Below are 17,061 nucleotides of genomic sequence, written 5' to 3' on the forward strand. Positions count from 1 at the left end.
TCATGGCCACCTCGGCACAGGACGCGGTCAGCGATATCCAACGGGAACGGGAACGCTACGGCCGTCGACAGAATCTGCGCTCCGTGGCGGTCAGCATCGCCAGCACGCTGGTGCTGGCCCTGCTGATCGCCCTGGGGCTGCACGCCTCACCTGGCTGGCCCCGAGTCAAGCAGTCGTTTTTCTCCGGTGCCTACTTCGCTCAATCCTTCCCCAAGGTCCTCCAGGGACTCTGGCTCAATCTGGAGGTCCTTTTCTTTGCAGTCATCGGCGTAGCGCTGCTGGGCACCCTCCTGGCCATGATCCGCACCAGCCGAAACCCGCTGTTCTTCCCCCTGCGGGTGCTGGCCCAGGTCTACACCACGATCATGAGAGGCATCCCCATGATTGTGGTTCTCTACCTGATCGGCTTCGGCATTCCCGGACTGGCTATCTTCAACCGGATTCCGGCAGCCCTGCTAGGCACTGTGGCGATCATCCTCTCCTATTCGGCCTACATCGCCGAGGTGCTGAGGGCAGGATTCCAGGACGTCGGCCCCTCTCAGAGGGCATCAGCACGCTCGCTTGGCCTGACCTCGGGGCAGACCATGCGTTTGGTCGTCATCCCTCAGGCTTTGCGCAAGGTGGCTCCGGCACTGATGAACGACTTCATCTCCATGCAGAAGGACGTAGGACTGATCTCGGTTCTGGGAGCCGTTGACGCTGTCAGAGCGGCCCAGATCATCGTGGCCACCTCCTACAACTTCACTCCATACGTGGTGGCCTCGGTGCTCTTCATCGCCACATCGGTCCCCTTCATTCTTCTCAACGACTGGTATTCCAACCGGCTGCGCAAGCGCGAACAGAGCGGAGGCATGGTATGAGCGAACATGCAGGGGCCGAACAGGACCAGCCGGTGCTCCGTCTGGAGAATGTTCGAAAGACCTACCCTGGGGGCAACCAGGTCCTGCGTGACATCTCCATGACCATCATGCCTCATGAGACCGTGGCCCTGCTGGGCCCATCCGGGTCGGGCAAATCCACTTTGATGAAGTGCATCAACCTGCTGGAGACCGTCAACGACGGAAGGATCTGGCTGGGCGGCACCGACATCACCGATCCCAGGATCAACCAGGATGTCTGCCGGGCCAGAATCGGCGTGGTCTTCCAGCAGTTCAACCTCTTCCCCCACATGAACGTCCTGAAAAACGTTACCCTGGGAGCCATCAAGGTCCACGGCATGCCCAAGGACCAGGCCAGGGAACGGGCCTTGGAACTGCTTGATCGAATCGGCATGAGGAAGAAGGCAGGAGCATACCCCGACCAGCTCTCCGGCGGCCAGCAGCAACGAGTGGCCATTGTGCGCGCCCTGATGACCGACCCGGAACTGCTCTTGCTGGATGAGATCACGTCAGCCTTGGACCCCATGCTGGTGGGCGAGGTCCTGGCCATGGTCTCCGAGCTGACCGCTGGAGGCACCACCATCCTCATGGCCACCCACGAAATGAGCTTCGCCCATCACGCAGCCAACCGGGTCGTCCTGCTGCTGGACGGCGTCATCGCCGAGAATGGAACGCCGCAAGAGGTTATGGACGAGTCGGAGAATCCGCGCACCAGGGAGTTCTTCAGCCACTTCCGAGGGCTGTGAGTTCCATAATCCCTACAAGCCTTCAGCTGACGAGGAGCCCTTTTCTGCGGCCTTGGTCAAATCCAGGGTTCGATCGGCATCCAGAGCCAGCTGTCGTTTGAGGGGTTCCTCGCCCGCATACCGCTTCTGACCGCGCAGACGGCTGAGAAACTCCACCCGGACCCGGTGACCGTACAGGTCCACCCAATCCTTCCGAACTGCATTGGCCTCCAGGACTTTGGGCATATGCTCGCCCGGGGCCAGGAAGGTCTCCTTGGTGCCTATGGAGATAGCAGCAGGCATCCGCCAGGGCGAACCCTGGGCCAGCCGACCCTCCTGTCCCTCCGGAGTCGCCATGGGATCCGTAGGCAGTCCCAGGTCGACCAGCCAGCCCGCATAGACTCCATCCGCAGGCATCATTCCCTGGCTGTCGGGCGCAAGATTGGCAGTCGGAAATCCCAAGCGGCGGCCCCGCTGCTCCCCATGAACCACTGTACCTTGAACCATATGCGGTCGGCCCAAAATATCCAGAGCCGCATCCACGTCACCGTCCTGGATCAGTTGTCGAAGATGAGAACTGCTCCAAACCCTTACCTGATGTCGCTCAAGGCCGTCAGCGTCAGGCAGCGTGCAGTCGCCGGGGCCCTGGTCATCTATTACTTCCAAATTGAACAATCCTGTGTCTGCCAGGTCGCCAATGGCTTCGATGTCGCCGATTCGCCCCGCACCCATCTGTGCATCGCGGCCCAAAACCAGAGTCCGCATGGCCAGCTGTTCGGTGAGCTGCTTGAGAAAGAACCGATAGGACTTGGCTGCAAAGGCCACTGTGTATCGGACCACCACAACCTGTTCCAGCCCCAGCTGGGCCATGAGCCGCAGGCGCTCCTCCAAGGGCATGATCTGATCAGGGTCATGGCGAATCAGATCCGAGGACGGTTCATCCATATCATGGCTGTCAGCGTAGCTGTGAACCAGTTTGGGGCTGGGGTCGAAAACCAGGGCCATAGGCCGGTCCTTGCCCTTGGAAGCAAGTGCGACCACCCGGTGCAGGAGAGCCTGATGACCCCGATGCATGCCATCGAAGACACCGACAGTGACCACGCTGGACCGGGCGCCCAAGGTTCCCGGCCACCTGACAATGCCCGACGCATTCGGGCTGACCTGACTGACCTTCATCCGCTTCCCATCACTTAGTCACGACTATCCCGAACCCGGGCGCCGAAAATTCCTTAAGCACTGTATTCCCCCCGTCGCACTCTGGCAAGACCCTCAGACTAAACCCGCACCTGCGCACTCAGTCCTCGGGGTGGAAGACCACATCCGGCTTGGCCCCGCCTCGTGGACCGGGCACTAGGATAGCAGCCAGACGCTGCTTGCCTGCAGGCCCAGCCAAAGCGGCTGTGGGCCTGACGACGGGCAGATCCAAGAATCCGCCGTTGGCCACTCTGGCGGCCTGGTCAGCATCCAGGCTCATGACAGGCATGGTCATGCGTGCTGCCTGCGCCAGGTCGAGAGAGGCGTCCAACATCCCCTGTCTGTCGCAGTCCAGGACCATACGACTGCGAACTACCGTCTGACCCTGACGGTTCCGGTAGGTATTAGGAACCACCTGGCCGCTCAAAGCTTTAGACGCCAAGTCAGGATTCTCCAAATCGAACGGGCCCACGCGAATCCGTCTTAAGGCAGTCAAGTGGCCGCCCAGATCCAGCTGCTCACCCAGATCGCGGGCCAGTGCCCGGATATAGGTGCCACTAGAGCAGGTCACCTCCACATCTGCATCGACCACCCTGATATCCTCGTCAGACAAAACCACGCGGCGAAAATCGAGCAGATGGAAAGATGCGATCCGTATTCGACGGGGCTCCAGCCTGACCTCCTGGCCTGCGCGAGCCAGGTCATAGGCTCGCCTGCCCTTGACCTTGATGGCAGAGAAAGCATCAGGCACCTGGTCGATCCAGCCGGTGAAGCAGCGATCGATCAAACCCTGCAGACCATGAGCCGTCAGCTCGTCCGCCCTCGGCGCAGCTCCGGGACGCACCGGCAGCAGATCCCCGTCCGCGTCGTCCGTGGTGGTGCCCAGCCCCAGACGCATGGTGGCGCGGTATGTTTTGTCATGACCGACGATGACCGTCAGCAGCCGTGTAGCCTGGCCGAAACCGATCACCAGCAGGCCGGTGGCCATGGGATCCAGAGTCCCGGCGTGGCCCACGCGTCGCATGCCGAGACTTGACCGAACAGCTGCCACCACGTCATGACTGGTCACACCGCTCGGCTTGTCAACAAGGATGATGCCCGAAGTCGGTTCACCATGACCAGAATCGATCATGTCCGACGGCTTAGAAGCCGCTGATTCACTGATGCCCTCAGCGCTCGGCTTCATCCGCATCCTCTGCTGCAGATTCATCAGGAACGGAGTCCGGCTCCTCGGGCTCCTCCTCGTCGTCATGCCTGTACGGATCGGGGTCGCCCGCATAGCTGGCATTGACCCGGGCCTTGGCCATAGCCTCGTCCCGGTGTCGGGCTGCGGTCAGTACATCCTCGATCTCGGTCGCCTCGGCAGGCACCTCATCGTAGATGAAGCGCAAGGTAGGCGTCAGCCGCAGACCGGCCCGAGCGCCGACCAGGCTGCGCAGCCGCCCGGATGCCTGTCGCAGGGCCTGCTGGGCCCGCTTGCGTTCCCCGGCCTCGTGTCCGGACCGGCCCAGCTGGGTCCAGTAGATCTTGGCTATCTGCAGGTCGTTGGTGACCCGAACCTCAGTGACGGTGACCCCTGCCAAGCGCTTGTCATGCATCTGGGACTCCAGAGCAGAGGCCACGACCCGCTGTATCAGGGCCGCTATGCGTACGGCGCGGGGATTTCCTGCCATCATGATTCCTTTCTCGAATCGCCCATGACCAATCTTCGCCTTCATGAACATCCGCCCCGGCCAGGGAGTACCCGGACCGGGGCGGATCGCCACAGGCCCTCTGACGGGCACTCAGGTGGCCTGCTGGCTTTACTTGCGTTCCACTTCCTGCATCTCGTAGGTCTCGATGATGTCGCCCACCTCGATGTCGTTGAAGGAGCCGAGATTGATGCCAGCCTCGTAGCCTTCGGACACCTCGTTGACATCGTCCTTGAACCGGCGCAGGGAGGAGATCTCCAGGTCGTTGACAGTGACCACCCCGTTGCGGGCGATGCGAGCCTTGGTGCCCCGCTTGACGGTGCCGTCCTGGACCATGACGCCCGCGATGTTGCCGAACTTGGAGGAGCGGAAGATCTCGCGGATCTCGGAGTGGGAGGTTGTGACCTCCTCGTACTCCGGCTTGAGCATTCCCTTGAGCGCGGCCTCAATATCCTCGATGGCGTTGTAGATGACCGAGTAGTACTTGATCTCTACACCCTCGCGGTCGGCCAGATCCTGGACCTGCCTGTTGGGCCGGACGTTGAAACCGATGATGACGGCCTTGTCGACCGTGGCCAGATTGACGTCGTTCTGGGTGATGGCGCCCACACCTCGGTGGATGACCTGAATTCCGACTTCGTCGGAGACTTCGATCTTCATCAAGGAGTCCTCCAGCGCCTCGACTGAACCTGAAGAGTCGCCCTTGATGACGATGTTGAGCATGTCCACCTCGGACTTGGCGAACTGCTCCTTCAGACTCTCCAGAGAGACCACCTTGCGGCGCTTGGCCAGCTGAGCGGCACGGGCCGAAGCCTCGCGCTTCTCGGCAATCTGTCGAGCGGTGCGATCGTCGGGCGCGACCAGGAAGAGGTCGCCAGCGGTGGGCACCGAGGTAAGCCCCAGCACCTGGACAGGCGTGGAAGGACCGGCGGCATCCATCTGCTGACCGTTCTCGTCAAGCATGGCGCGCACACGGCCATAAGCCGATCCAGCCACGATGGCATCGCCCACATGCAGGGTTCCCTGCTGGACCAGCACAGTGGCCACAGCTCCGCGTCCCTTGTCCAGACGGGCCTCAACCGTGGCGCCGCGAGCGTCCATGTCGGGGTTGGCCCGGAGGTCAAGATCAGCATCGGCAGTCAGCAGGACCGCCTCCAGGAGCTTGTCCACGTTGGTGCCCAGCTTGGCAGAGATATCGACGAACATGGTATCGCCGCCATACTCTTCTGAGACCAGGCCGAATTCGGTCAGCTGACCGCGCACCTTCTCGGGATTGGCTCCTTCCACGTCAATCTTGTTGACAGCCACCACGATGGGCACATGAGCGGCCTGCGCGTGGTTGATGGCCTCGACGGTCTGCGGCATGACGCCGTCATCCGCGGCCACTACCAGGATGGCCACATCGGTCAGCTCGGCGCCGCGGGCGCGCATGGCCGTAAAGGCCTCGTGGCCAGGGGTGTCCAGGAATGTGATCTTTCGATCTTCCCCGTCAAGGGTGACCGTGGCCTGGTAGGCACCGATGCGCTGGGTGATGCCGCCGGCCTCCTGGGTGGTCGTGTTGGTCTTGCGGATGGTGTCCAGCAAGCGGGTCTTGCCGTGGTCGACGTGTCCCATGACCGTGACCACCGGAGGCCTGGGCTGCAGGTTCTCGTCATCCTGGCCATTGCGTTCTTCATCCAGATTGATGTCGAACTGCTGTAGAAGCTCCTTGTCTTCCTCCTCGGCGGAGACGATGCGGATCTTCCACCCGATCTCGTCGCCCAGGATCTGGAAAGTGGCCTCATCCAGGGACTGAGTAGCCGTGGCCATCTCACCCAGGTGGAAGAGCACTGTGACCAGGGCGGCAGGGTTGACGTTGATCTTGTCAGCCAGATCAGCAAGGGTCGCGCCCTGACGAAGCTGAACGGTACGGCCGTTGCCTGCGGGGATGCGCACGCCGCCGATGACGGGTGCTTTCATCTCCTGGAATTCATGCCTCTTAGCCATCCGGTTCTTGCGAGCCTTGGAGGACTTGCCCCCCTGGCGGCCGAAAGCTCCAGCAGCACCGCCACGACCACGACCGCCGCGGCCCGAGCCGCTGCGGAAACCGCCTGAGGGTGCCGAGGTACCACCGAAACGGCTGCTGCCGCCCTGATGCGACTGCTGACCGGGGCGGCTATGGCCCCACTGTCCTGGACGAGCGGGCTGCCCGGAGCGACCGCCTCTGCCGTTGCGGAATCCGCCACGGCCTCTGCGTGAATCGTTGACAGTAGGCCTGGCCATGGGGTGCGGCCTGGGGATGTCTGAAGGCATGGGGGTCTTCATCCCCTGCTTGCGGTTGAAAGGATTGTTGCCTGGACGAGGCGTTGAAGCTCCCGACCGTGCTCCATGACGTGCCGCCGAAGCGCCGGAGCCTCCGGGACGACCGTTGTTGCGCGATGCCTGGGGGCCGGGCCTGCCCATGACTGAAGGCTTGGGCCCACGGGACTGGCTGCGCTGTGCATGTTCATTGCGGTTACCCTGGGAGGCACCGGGCTTGGGGAAGTGATTTGCGGGATGCTGCTGCCCCCGTGACACGTTGCCGCCGGCTGAGGGCCGAGGGCTCTGCCCGGGCTTGGGCCCAGACATGGATTTCTGTCTGCTACCGGACTGCGGGCGGTCATGCTGACCCTGGCCGCTTCCATGACTAGGGCTGCCAGGGCGTGCATTTCGTGCAGCGGCCTGACCAGCGTCACCCTGTCCAGTCTGGGGGAAAGCGCTCTTAAGTCGACGAACCACTGGGGCTTCGACAGTGGAAGATGCGGACTTGACGAACTCGCCCATGTCCTTCAATTTCGCCAGAACAGTCTTGCTGTCTACGCCAAATTCCTTGGCCAGCTCATACACGCGTGCTTTGGGCACTTACTTTCTCCTTACCGGACCGCGCATATGACCGGCGCGATCACTCTTTCATGACGGCGAACATATCCTGTCTCATCGTGCGACCATGATCGTGTTACCTCGTCTCTGTGCCGGGGCCGACGGCATAGACCACCGGACTCGGGATACCGGATTCAGCATACTCGCGTCGTCGGATGTTTGCTCTCAGTCGTCTTCACCAGCAGCCGAAGCAGATTGCGCCTGCAGCTCACGCAATTTCTGTTGATGCGCCTCCTCGGACTCAATGCCGATCTTCCAGCCCGTCAGCTTGGCGGCCAGACGGGCGTTCTGGCCCTCTTTGCCTATTGCCAAGGAGAGCTGAGCGTCCTTGATGAAGGCGATGGCCGTGCGGTTGGACTCGCTGACGATCTGCACCTGCCTGACCACGGCCGGTGACAGGGCTGCAGCCACGAATTCGGCAGGATCCTTGGACCAGTCCACAATGTCGATCTTCTCAGGCCCCAGATTTTCCATGACTGCACGAACGCGCGCGCCACCCGGACCGATCAGCGCACCCTTGGGATTGACCCCCTTGCTGTTGGCTCGGACCGCAATCTTGGTTCTGGCCCCGGCCTCACGGGCGATGGCCATGATGGACACTGCGCCCGAGACCAGCTCGGGCACCTCCCGCTCGAAGAGGCGGCGAACCAGCTCCGGATGAGAACGCGATACGATGATTTCCGGCCCCTTGAGCCCTCGGGAGACATTGACCACGTAGACGCGGATACGCTGACCGTGCCGGTAATGCTCTCCAGGAACCTGCTCGCGGCGCGGCAGAATGGCCTCGACATTATCTACGGCCACATGCACATTGCCTGGATCGCTGGCATCCTGCTGGACTACTCCGGTGATCAGATGGCCCTTCTGACCGGAGAAAGCTCCAAAGACGCGCTCATCGTCAGCCTGGCGGAAGAGCTGTCGAATGACCTGGCGGGCAGTGGAAGCCGCCAGCCGTCCGAAGTCCTTCGGTGTGTCGTCGTATTCCTCGCCCAGATCGTATCCCGGATTGGGCTCTTCAGGAGTGGGATCACGTGCGATCTCGTCCTGTGCCCAGATGGTAAAAGTGCCTGCTCGCTCGTCCAGCTCCACCCGTGCGTGTCTGGCTGCATGAGGTGACTTCTGATAGGCCAGAAGAAGAGCCTCGCTCAGTGCTTGATCCAAGGTCTCGGCATCAATCCCTTGTTCGTGTGCCAGCTGATGAATTTCAGCCAGGTCCAGTTCCATGTCAAGACCTCCTATGAAGTTATTCAGACCGCGCTTCTTTTGGTCTGCAATGCCTACTATTCTAGCCTTTCATGCAGACACAGCCGGTTCCTGAATACCAAATGCGGGCGCGTCGTCGACTGACGATCCTGGCACGACGTATGGTCGCCGGCATCGGGGCACTTCTGCTGGCCGTCTCCATGTCCGGATGCGCGCCTTCAGCGGTGCACGTCAGTCGGCACGACCCCGACAATCTCCGTTCCACCGCCTGCGAGCAGGCATGGACCCGAGCCCGGCGGTCGGATCAGCTCCAGCAGAAGGATCAGGCAGACAGCCGGGCCCAGGCCTGGATCCAAGCGGCTCGCGAGTGCCCTTCCCAGCTGGATGAAGCTACAGTACACGCAGCCCAGGCTTTATCGGCCTCCCAGGGCGGGCAGACCAATCGTCGAGCAGCTACGCTCAGACTGGTCCAGGCTGCGCAGCGGTTAGATCCGCTGTCCAGGATGCTGCCCACCGAACTGCACGATCAGGCAGTCACAGGCGAAGACCGTTCCGGGTTCTACTTATCGGTCCTCGCAGCCCGCAAAACTGATGCCACATGGATGCTGACCCTAGCCGATGCGCACACAACGGCCGCGCAGATTCTGGTCGGCCGCTCCAAACACGATCCCCGACAGGGAGTCTATCCCACCACTGATCTTCTGGCGCACCCCGATGATCGAGTCGACCCCGCCAACGGAATACAAATTCCTACTCCCGCTCTTATCGAGATGGACACGGCCCGGACTCTTCTGGATGTGGGGAGAAAACTGAACGGTTCCTCAGGCACGATACGCACCGACGCCAGCCAGAACGCAAAAAGCCGCCAGGAAGCCGCATCTGCCCTGGTCGACATGATCGTAGCCCACATATCCATGGCCATGAACCTTGGCTATCCAACCGCTTCATCAGCTCTGCTGCACACCTCCAAGCACTGACAGCTCACCTGAATCGTTTCTCACGACGTTATCTCTTTCTTATGCGCGAGCGTTCCCTGCCAGTGGATGCCCACAGCGTTAGCAAAGGTCAGCAGCAACGATCAGACATTATCAGTGATCAAACATTTCGAATTCATCGAAATCTTCAACCATAAGAGGACGTTGCGAGTGGCGATATAAGTACGGACAGTGCTACCATAGAACGTGTTCCACGGGATTATTTCCTTGGAACGCGGGGGGTATGAACCCGTGCAATGTAGGAGGCGACCTAGTGTTTGCCACTGCATCGCCTCCTGCATTGCACGGCATTTGCGTTTGCTCAGCATTAAGACACAGTGCCGTGTCAAACCCGTACAGCCAAAGAGGGCATAAGGGAATACTACATATAAAAAGCGGTCACGAAACCCAACTCAAGGGGTGAAGCGCTGCTACTTTGCAATGCCGCAACAGAATCAAATACAAGGGTCCCGACCGTCAGGCCGGGACCCTTAGGGCGGTTGAGGCGAGATTCGAACTCGCGGAGGGATTTGCCCTCACACGCTTTCGAGGCGTGCTCCTTAGACCGCTCGGACACTCAACCATGGTCGTTGCCCGACACTGCCGAACAACAACTTTTCTATTATGCCACAGAGTCCCTACCTGGCAAGCGGCGTGGCGCAACCGCAGCTGCTCCAAATAACCAGGGACCTTACAGGGTGCGGCGGGCACGGATGGCCTGCGCACGTTCTGCAAGCTGTTCATCAGGCGGATAGGCCACATGTTCCAGGGTCAGCCCATGGGCGGCTATGGGGCCTGTTGATCCTTCGCGCAAAGGATGGGCCACCTTGTCGGCAAACCATTGCACGGACCGACGGCCCAAGCCTACCTGGATGCAGGCCGCCACCAGGGAACGAACCATGCTATGGGCGAATGCGTCAGCCACAATACGAAAGACCGTCAGCCCGGACTCCATGAAGACCGGAATGTATCCGACTGAATTCTGCCCAGGCTGCACTCCCGGTAAACTCACGGTCGGAACCAGGTCCCAGTGCGCGGCCAGGACCTTTCGTATGGTGGTGCCGCCAGTGTTTGGCGTAGCAAAGGACCCGAAGTCATGCAAGCCGACGCACTGCGCCGCTGCCTCGTTCATGGCCTGCAGATTCAAGCTCCCCTCCAGATTCAGCACATAGCCTCGCATGCGCGGATCACCTGGCTGACCGCCCTGGCTGACCCGATAGACGTATGTCCGTTCCAGTGCTGAAAAACGTGCGTCAAAGCCTTCAGGCGCCGTGCTGAGTCTTTGCAGAACGATGTCGGAAGGCAACAGGTGTCGTAGGCGACGCTCCAGGGCCTGTACGCCATCCACACCCATGTGCCCCTTGCATGATTCGAGCACAGTCTCGGGAATATCCAAGTGAGTCACCTGATGGGACGCATGAACCCCGGTATCGGTTCTGCCGGCCACGGCCAGCCTGGGTCGCCAAGGACTCCTATCACCGTGGGCACAGCCAGCCTGTCCGTGACCTCCTGCGATCAGGGTCAGCGCATCTTCGATGCAGCCCTGGACCGTGCGCAGACCAGGCTGCCGGGCCCAGCCATGGAAGCCTCCACCATCATAGGCCAGGTCCATGCGCAGCCTGGTAAGGGACATCCTCCCCTCCTCTTCCTCCATCAAGGCCTCCCTGATGCAAATGAGTGACGGGGCCGGAGAGCCATGCTCCCCGACCCCGTCACTTGATGCAATGATCGATTACTCAGCGGCCTTCTCGGCATCCTCAGCCACGTCGGCATCTTCCTCAGCCTGGGCTTCGGCCTTATCCGCCTTGTCAGCGGTCTGCTCCAGATCCTCTGCAGCCTTGTCGGCCTGGGCCACGTCCTGATCGGCCTCATTGGCCTCGACGGCCTGGTCGACAGCATCCTCGGCAGCGCCTTCTGCGACAGCGGCATCAGTGGCTGCAGCCACTTCGGCGCTCTCGTCCTTGGCGGCCACCTTTGCTGCAGACTCAGCCTCCTTGACGACGGCCTTCTTGGCCGACAGAGGCTCGGTGACAAGCTCGATCACAGCCTGCGGTGAGTTGTCTCCGCGACGGGGTGCGATCTTGGTGATGCGGGTGTAGCCGCCTTCGCGCTGCTGCATCTGCTCGGCAATCTGCGTGAACAAAATGTGGACCACAGACTTGTCGCGGATGACGCGCATGACACGGCGACGGGCGGGCTGATCCCCTCGCTTGGCGAAGGTGATCAGCCGCTCAGCCAGCGGACGCAGACGCTTGGCCTTGGGCAGAGTGGTCGTAATACGGCCATTGGCGAAGAGGCTGGTGGCCATGTTGGCCAGCATCAACCGCTCGTGCGCCGGGCTGGAGGCCAGGCGTGGGCCCTTGCTAGGTTTTGGCATTGGATTATCTCCTTACGGCCCGGGAGGACAGGTGGGCATACGCCCGAACATCCGACTTCCCGGAATTGCTGTCAGCAAGCGAGGGAACCCTTCCCCTTCGCCCGCTCATACGAAGGCTGCGATCCTTCACTCGTCGTCGGGCGAGAAGAAGGTGCCTCCCTCGAGATTATTGGTGTCGAAGCCCAGCGGTGAGGCCTTCAGCGACAGCCCCATGCCCTCGAGCTTCTCCTTGACCTCGTCGATGGACTTCATGCCGAAGTTGCGAATATCCAGCAGATCCTGCTCAGTATGCGAGACCAGCTCACCGATAGTATGGATTCCTTCGCGCTTGAGGCAGTTATAGGAACGCTGCGTCAGGTTCAGATCCTCAATCGGCACGGACATCTGCGGATCGGTCTCTTCCGCCACAGGCTCTGGTCCGACCTCCACGCCCTCAGCCTGGGTGTTGAGCTCGCGGCAGAGGCCGAAGAGCTCAACCAGGGTCGACCCAGCTGACGCCACCGCGTCACGCGGTGAAATAGCCGGCTTGGTCTCCACGTCCAGGATCAGCTTGTCGAAATCCGTACGCTGTTCGACACGTGTGGCCTCGACCTTGTAGCTGACCTTGAGCACCGGAGAGTAGATGGAATCAACCGGGATACGCCCGATCTCATCGTTGTCCTGCTTGTTGAGCTGGGCCTGGACGTATCCACGACCACGCTCCACTGTAAACTCGATCTCCAGCTCGCCGTCCTCAGCCAGGGTCGCGATATGCAGATCAGGATTGGCCACGGTGACGCCAGCCGGCGGAGTGATATCTCCGGCGGTGGCCTCGCCCTTGCCGCTCTTGCGCAAATACATGACCACTGGCTCGTCGTATTCGCTGGTCAGCACGATGCCTTTGATGTTGAGCAGGATCTCAGTGACGTCCTCCTCCACACCAGGTAGCGTGGTGAACTCGTGCAGAGCTCCCGAGATGCGGACCGAGGTTACAGCCGCACCTGGTATGGAGCTCAGCAGGGTACGACGCAGGGAGTTACCCAGGGTGTACCCGAATCCGGGTTCCAAGGGCTCGATGGTGAAACGGGAGCGCTGGGCATTGACGACTTCTTCAGTAAGAGTCGGACGCTGTGCAATAAGCACTGTTGCTATCCTTTCAGCTCCGACCGGTGGTGCACTCACCGGTCTTCGCGGGTGGATTCATGGGTTTTCTAGTGCTCAGACGCGACGGCGCTTGGGAGGACGAACGCCATTGTGTGCCTGTGGGGTCACATCGGAGATGGAACCGACCTCCAGGCCTGCGGACTGCAGGGAACGGATAGCGGTCTCACGGCCCGAACCCGGGCCTTTGACGAAGACATCCACCTTCTTGACCCCATGCTCCATGGCCTTGCGGGCTGCGGATTCAGCAGCCATGCCCGCTGCGTAAGGAGTGGACTTGCGGGAGCCCTTGAAGCCTACGTCGCCGCCCGAAGCCCATGCCACTACAGCACCGGAGGGATCGGTGATGGAGATGATGGTGTTGTTGAATGTTGACTTGATATGCGCCTGCCCGACCGGAACCGACTTGCGGTCCCGACGACGAGGCTTGCGCGCGGCCTGCTTTGCTGCTGCCATTGATCCTCGTTTCCTTGTCACGAATAACTGATTGCTAGTGCGAACCATCGGAGACCCTCATCCCCGCTTCGCATTCGGCCTTACTTGGTCGCCTTCTTCTTTCCGGCGACGGTGCGCTTGGGTCCCTTGCGGGTGCGGGCGTTGGTCTTGGTCCGCTGGCCGCGCACGGGCAGGCCCCGGCGGTGGCGCTGGCCCTGGTAGCAATTGATTTGGATCTTACGGCGAATATCAGCGTCGATCTCACGACGCAGATCACCCTCGATCTTGTAGTTTCCCTCGAGGTAATCACGCAGCGTAATGAGCTGCTCGTCCGTGAGATCCTTGACGCGGGTGTCCGGATTCACTCCGGTCGCGGCAAGTGTTTCCTTGGCGCGAGTACGCCCTACACCGAAGATGTAGGTGAGGGCTATCTCTATGCGCTTCTCGTTGGGGATGTCGACTCCGGCAAGACGTGCCATTGCGATTCCTTTTTGCTCTACGCAGGTCGTGCACCGAGTCTTCCGGTCTCCCGGCCCGGGCCTGCGCACCCGGGGTTCAGCCTGTCGGCTGTGACTCAGCGCCTTTGGTGTTCGTTGCCGCTGGGAATCCGCTCAGCCCTGGCGCTGCTTGTGGCGTGGGTTTTTGCAGATCACCATGACGCGGCCGTGACGACGAATCACGCGGCAGTTCTCGCAGATTCTCTTCACACTAGGGCTGACCTTCATGGTTTTCCTTTGCTTGTGTACCTTGTTACTTATACCGGTACGTAATCCGTCCGCGGTTCAGATCATAGGGACTCATTTCGAGCACCACCCGATCCTGAGGCAGAATGCGGATGTAGTTCTTGCGCATCTTGCCGGAAATGGTGGCCAGCACCAGGTGCTTGTTCTCGAGCTCGACGCGGAACATCGCATTAGGGAGAGCCTCGACTACACGCCCTTCCACCTCGATCACACCATCTTTTGCCATAAACCTTCTATCCGATCCTCGGCCGGTTACACAGCGCGCCGAAAGACACGCCAAATGATAAGTATAGCATTGATGGACCCAAATTGGGCAATAGCGTGTTGATACGACAAAAGGGCCGTCTGAACGACTGTCGCTTTATCAGTATAGCAGTCGTGCAGGCGGTCTGAAAGAGGATAATAATCCGTCAGTCCTCAATGGCGATGGTCTGTGTATTGTCGGCCGGTTCGATGCTGGCCTTGGGCAGGGTCACCTCCAGGGTGCCGTTGGCATAGTGGGCATGAATGTCCTCCTGGCGGACCTTGTCGCCAACGTAGAAGCTGCGGGAGCAGGACCCGGTGTAGCGCTCACGCCGAATCCACCGGCCCTGGTCGTCCTTGTCGCCCTGATCGCTGTTCTTTTGGGCGGAAACAATCAGGTAGCCATCCTCCAGACGGAGACCGATGTCGTTCTTATCGAAGCCGGGCATATCAATGGAGAGCTGATACTGCCCGTCCTTCTCACGCACATCCGTGTTCATCAGCGGGCTGTTCAGCGCGTTCTTGGATCCCTGGACCTGCCGACGCCCATCACGCCAGTTGTTGAAGAAGGGATCATCAAAGAAGTCGCTGAAGATCGAATTGTTCATCAATGCGGGAAACATAGCCATAACGCATCTCCTGATTCTCTAAGTCAATAGTTTTCGTGGACCGGAACCCCAGGCGGACATCCTGACCTGTCCTCCCGGGCTTCCTGCCCTTCACTTTGTCCAAACCGCAGGCTCCGGGTTCCATGCCCAATGTTCACCCAAGGAATAAAAGTTGAGCCATAGCGACTCAACTTTGGTCAATAGGCATGCTATTCATCCTTGCTCTCTCATTCTTCGGGCCTTGAATGACCACATGGTAGACATTAAAAGCCAAAATTCTTGTGACACGACTTTGAAACATTTACCATAAGATGAGATTCCGCCAGCCCCGCAGGCACTTGAGGGCGGACCCAATCGCATTTGGACCGGACGGACCGGCCATCCCTAATCAAAGGAGCTCAGATGCTCACCAACGAATACATCAAGCGCGCATATCAGCAAGTTGAGAAGCGCGACGGCGACCAGCCGGAATTCCTGCAGGCTGTTCGAGAGGTTTTCTCCAGCCTGGAGCCCGTGGTGGAGCGGCATCCCGAGTATGAGGCCAACGGCGTACTGGAGCGTCTGGTCGAGCCCGAGCGTACAGTCAAGTTCCGCGTGGCCTGGACCGACGATCAGGGCCACGTGCAGGTCAACCGCGGCTACCGGATTCAGTTCAACTCGGCCATCGGCCCCTACAAGGGAGGCCTGCGTTTCCACCCGACCGTGACCGAGTCGGTTATCAAGTTCCTGGGCTTCGAGCAGATTCTGAAGAATTCGCTGACCGGACTGCCCATGGGAGGAGGCAAGGGCGGGTCCGACTTCGACCCCAAGGGCCGCTCGGATGCCGAGGTCATGCGCTTCTGCCAAGCCTTCATGACTGAACTGCAGCGCCACATCGGACAGTTCACCGATGTGCCCGCCGGCGATATCAATGTGGGGTCACGCGAGATCGGCTACCTGTTCGGTCAGTACAAGAGACTGCGGGACGAGTACTCGGGCGTTCTGACCGGCAAGGATCTGACCTTCGGCGGTTCCCTGGCCCGGACCGAGGCCACAGGATACGGCCTGTGCTACTACACTCAGGAGGCCCTGCAGACGCTGCGCAAGGACTCTTTCCAGGGCAAGACCGTCGTCATCTCCGGTTCGGGCAACGTGGCCATCTTCGCCACCGAAAAGGCCCAACAGCTGGGCGCCAAGGTGGTGACGGCATCCGACTCCGACGGATACATCTATGATCCCAACGGGATTGACCTCGATGTCGTCAAGGACATCAAACTGGGGCACCGTGGCCGAATTCGCGAGTATGCAGACCGCGTGGATTCCGCACAATACCACGAGGGCTGCAAGGGCGTCTGGACCGTGCCTTGCGATATCGCCCTGCCCTGCGCCACACAGAACGAAATCGATGAGGAGTCCGCCAGGACCCTGGTCGCCAACGGATGCACCGTAGTCTGCGAGGGCGCCAACATGCCTTCCACCCCCGAGGCCATTCAGGTCTACCAGGACAACAAGGTGCTCTATGGGCCCGCCAAGGCCGCCAATGCCGGCGGCGTAGCCGTCTCCGGACTGGAGATGAGCCAGAACTCCCTTCGCCTGCAGTGGACCTTTGACGAGGTGGACCAGCGGCTCAAGGACATCATGACTGGAATCTTCCAGAAGTCCTACCAGGCCTCCAAGGAATACGGGCATGAGGGCGACCTGATGCTGGGCGCCAACGTAGCCGGCTTCACCAAGGTGGCCGATGCCATGGTGGCCCAAGGCATCCTGTAAAGGAACCACCCTCCCGGTAATCCGCCGCAGGATATTGTCGCTATATATCCAACCATATTGAGGGAGCGCTCCATCATCGGCTCAGCGTCGTATCGGACCGATGATGGAGCGCTCCCTCTTTTGCAGCAATCGAACATCGATGCTGCCCGGCACCCGTGTGCAGTCGTGGCCCAGTGCCTGATGGGCTTGGATCGGCGCTTTCC

General features: G+C 60.6%; 17 protein-coding genes and 1 tRNA gene. 4 read left to right on the top strand and 14 right to left on the bottom strand.

Features of this window, described 5'->3' with window-relative positions; all coding sequences use genetic code 11:
• The first annotated feature begins 2 nt into the window (after window positions 1–2).
• Both ACUIAD_RS00655 and ACUIAD_RS00660 read left to right on the top strand, forming a co-directional pair.
• A complete protein-coding gene (locus ACUIAD_RS00655; protein WP_110452530.1) occupies window positions 3–860 on the top strand; it encodes an amino acid ABC transporter permease in 858 nt (285 codons plus the stop codon).
• On the top strand, window positions 857–1,624 hold the full coding sequence (locus ACUIAD_RS00660) for an amino acid ABC transporter ATP-binding protein (RefSeq protein WP_445343357.1): 768 nt from the start codon (window positions 857–859) through the stop codon (window positions 1,622–1,624). Before ACUIAD_RS00655 ends, ACUIAD_RS00660 begins: the two co-directional genes overlap by 4 nt.
• A gap of 12 nt (window positions 1,625–1,636) precedes the next feature.
• Here ACUIAD_RS00660 and ribF read toward each other — a convergent pair whose 3' ends face one another.
• The 5 genes from ribF to nusA all read right to left on the bottom strand — a co-directional run bounded on the left by ribF (window position 1,637) and on the right by nusA (window position 8,610).
• On the bottom strand, window positions 1,637–2,779 hold the full coding sequence (gene ribF / locus ACUIAD_RS00665) for a bifunctional riboflavin kinase/FMN adenylyltransferase (protein WP_445343358.1): 1,143 nt from the start codon (window positions 2,777–2,779) through the stop codon (window positions 1,637–1,639).
• Between the two features lie 118 nt (window positions 2,780–2,897).
• Entirely contained in the window at window positions 2,898–3,929 is a 1,032-nt protein-coding gene (gene truB / locus ACUIAD_RS00670; protein WP_445343839.1) for a tRNA pseudouridine(55) synthase TruB, read from the bottom strand.
• Window positions 3,930–3,966: 37 nt separating this feature from the next.
• Window positions 3,967–4,470 (bottom strand): 30S ribosome-binding factor RbfA, encoded by a 504-nt coding sequence (rbfA, locus tag ACUIAD_RS00675; RefSeq protein WP_110452573.1) that lies wholly within the window; start codon window positions 4,468–4,470, stop codon window positions 3,967–3,969.
• Window positions 4,471–4,599: 129 nt separating this feature from the next.
• Window positions 4,600–7,368, bottom strand: a complete 2,769-nt coding sequence (gene infB, locus ACUIAD_RS00680; protein WP_445343359.1) for a translation initiation factor IF-2 — start codon at window positions 7,366–7,368, stop codon at window positions 4,600–4,602.
• Between the two features lie 183 nt (window positions 7,369–7,551).
• The gene (gene nusA / locus ACUIAD_RS00685) at window positions 7,552–8,610 is read right to left on the bottom strand and encodes a transcription termination factor NusA (RefSeq protein ID WP_110452534.1); all 1,059 of its coding nucleotides are present in this window, start codon (window positions 8,608–8,610) and stop codon (window positions 7,552–7,554) included.
• 71 nt (window positions 8,611–8,681) lie between these two features.
• Here nusA and ACUIAD_RS00690 point away from each other — a divergent pair, with 71 nt between their 5' ends.
• Window positions 8,682–9,566: a hypothetical protein gene (locus ACUIAD_RS00690; protein ID WP_146208621.1), complete on the top strand. Its 885-nt coding sequence runs from the start codon at window positions 8,682–8,684 to the stop codon at window positions 9,564–9,566.
• Window positions 9,567–10,060: 494 nt separating this feature from the next.
• On the opposite strand, the gene ACUIAD_RS00695 is transcribed toward ACUIAD_RS00690, so the two are convergent.
• The 9 genes from ACUIAD_RS00695 to ACUIAD_RS00735 all read right to left on the bottom strand — a co-directional run bounded on the left by ACUIAD_RS00695 (window position 10,061) and on the right by ACUIAD_RS00735 (window position 15,130).
• Window positions 10,061–10,146, bottom strand: a tRNA-Ser gene (locus ACUIAD_RS00695).
• 108 nt (window positions 10,147–10,254) lie between these two features.
• Window positions 10,255–11,217 carry a tRNA pseudouridine synthase A gene (locus ACUIAD_RS00700; RefSeq protein ID WP_110452536.1) on the bottom strand — a complete coding sequence of 321 codons (963 nt, stop codon included), beginning with the start codon at window positions 11,215–11,217 and terminating at the stop codon, window positions 10,255–10,257.
• A 78-nt stretch (window positions 11,218–11,295) separates the two neighbouring features.
• Complete coding sequence (gene rplQ, locus ACUIAD_RS00705; RefSeq protein ID WP_445343360.1) at window positions 11,296–11,940, bottom strand: 50S ribosomal protein L17; 645 nt, start codon at window positions 11,938–11,940, stop codon at window positions 11,296–11,298.
• A 126-nt stretch (window positions 11,941–12,066) separates the two neighbouring features.
• The gene (locus tag ACUIAD_RS00710; RefSeq protein WP_110452538.1) at window positions 12,067–13,062 is read right to left on the bottom strand and encodes a DNA-directed RNA polymerase subunit alpha; all 996 of its coding nucleotides are present in this window, start codon (window positions 13,060–13,062) and stop codon (window positions 12,067–12,069) included.
• Between the two features lie 75 nt (window positions 13,063–13,137).
• A complete protein-coding gene (rpsK, locus tag ACUIAD_RS00715; protein WP_015022328.1) occupies window positions 13,138–13,536 on the bottom strand; it encodes a 30S ribosomal protein S11 in 399 nt (132 codons plus the stop codon).
• 80 nt (window positions 13,537–13,616) lie between these two features.
• Entirely contained in the window at window positions 13,617–13,994 is a 378-nt protein-coding gene (gene rpsM, locus ACUIAD_RS00720) for a 30S ribosomal protein S13 (protein WP_015022329.1), read from the bottom strand.
• A 132-nt stretch (window positions 13,995–14,126) separates the two neighbouring features.
• The gene (gene rpmJ / locus ACUIAD_RS00725; RefSeq protein ID WP_015022330.1) at window positions 14,127–14,240 is read right to left on the bottom strand and encodes a 50S ribosomal protein L36; all 114 of its coding nucleotides are present in this window, start codon (window positions 14,238–14,240) and stop codon (window positions 14,127–14,129) included.
• Window positions 14,241–14,265: 25 nt separating this feature from the next.
• Window positions 14,266–14,484 carry a translation initiation factor IF-1 gene (gene infA / locus ACUIAD_RS00730; protein WP_015022331.1) on the bottom strand — a complete coding sequence of 73 codons (219 nt, stop codon included), beginning with the start codon at window positions 14,482–14,484 and terminating at the stop codon, window positions 14,266–14,268.
• Between the two features lie 184 nt (window positions 14,485–14,668).
• Complete coding sequence (locus tag ACUIAD_RS00735) at window positions 14,669–15,130, bottom strand: Hsp20/alpha crystallin family protein (protein ID WP_110452539.1); 462 nt, start codon at window positions 15,128–15,130, stop codon at window positions 14,669–14,671.
• Window positions 15,131–15,511: 381 nt separating this feature from the next.
• On the opposite strand from ACUIAD_RS00735, the gene gdhA reads away from it, so the two are divergent.
• The gene (gdhA, locus tag ACUIAD_RS00740) at window positions 15,512–16,858 is read left to right on the top strand and encodes an NADP-specific glutamate dehydrogenase (protein WP_445343361.1); all 1,347 of its coding nucleotides are present in this window, start codon (window positions 15,512–15,514) and stop codon (window positions 16,856–16,858) included.
• Window positions 16,859–17,061: the final 203 nt, after the last annotated feature.

It is taken from the genome of Bifidobacterium sp. ESL0819 (genome assembly GCF_052606245.1).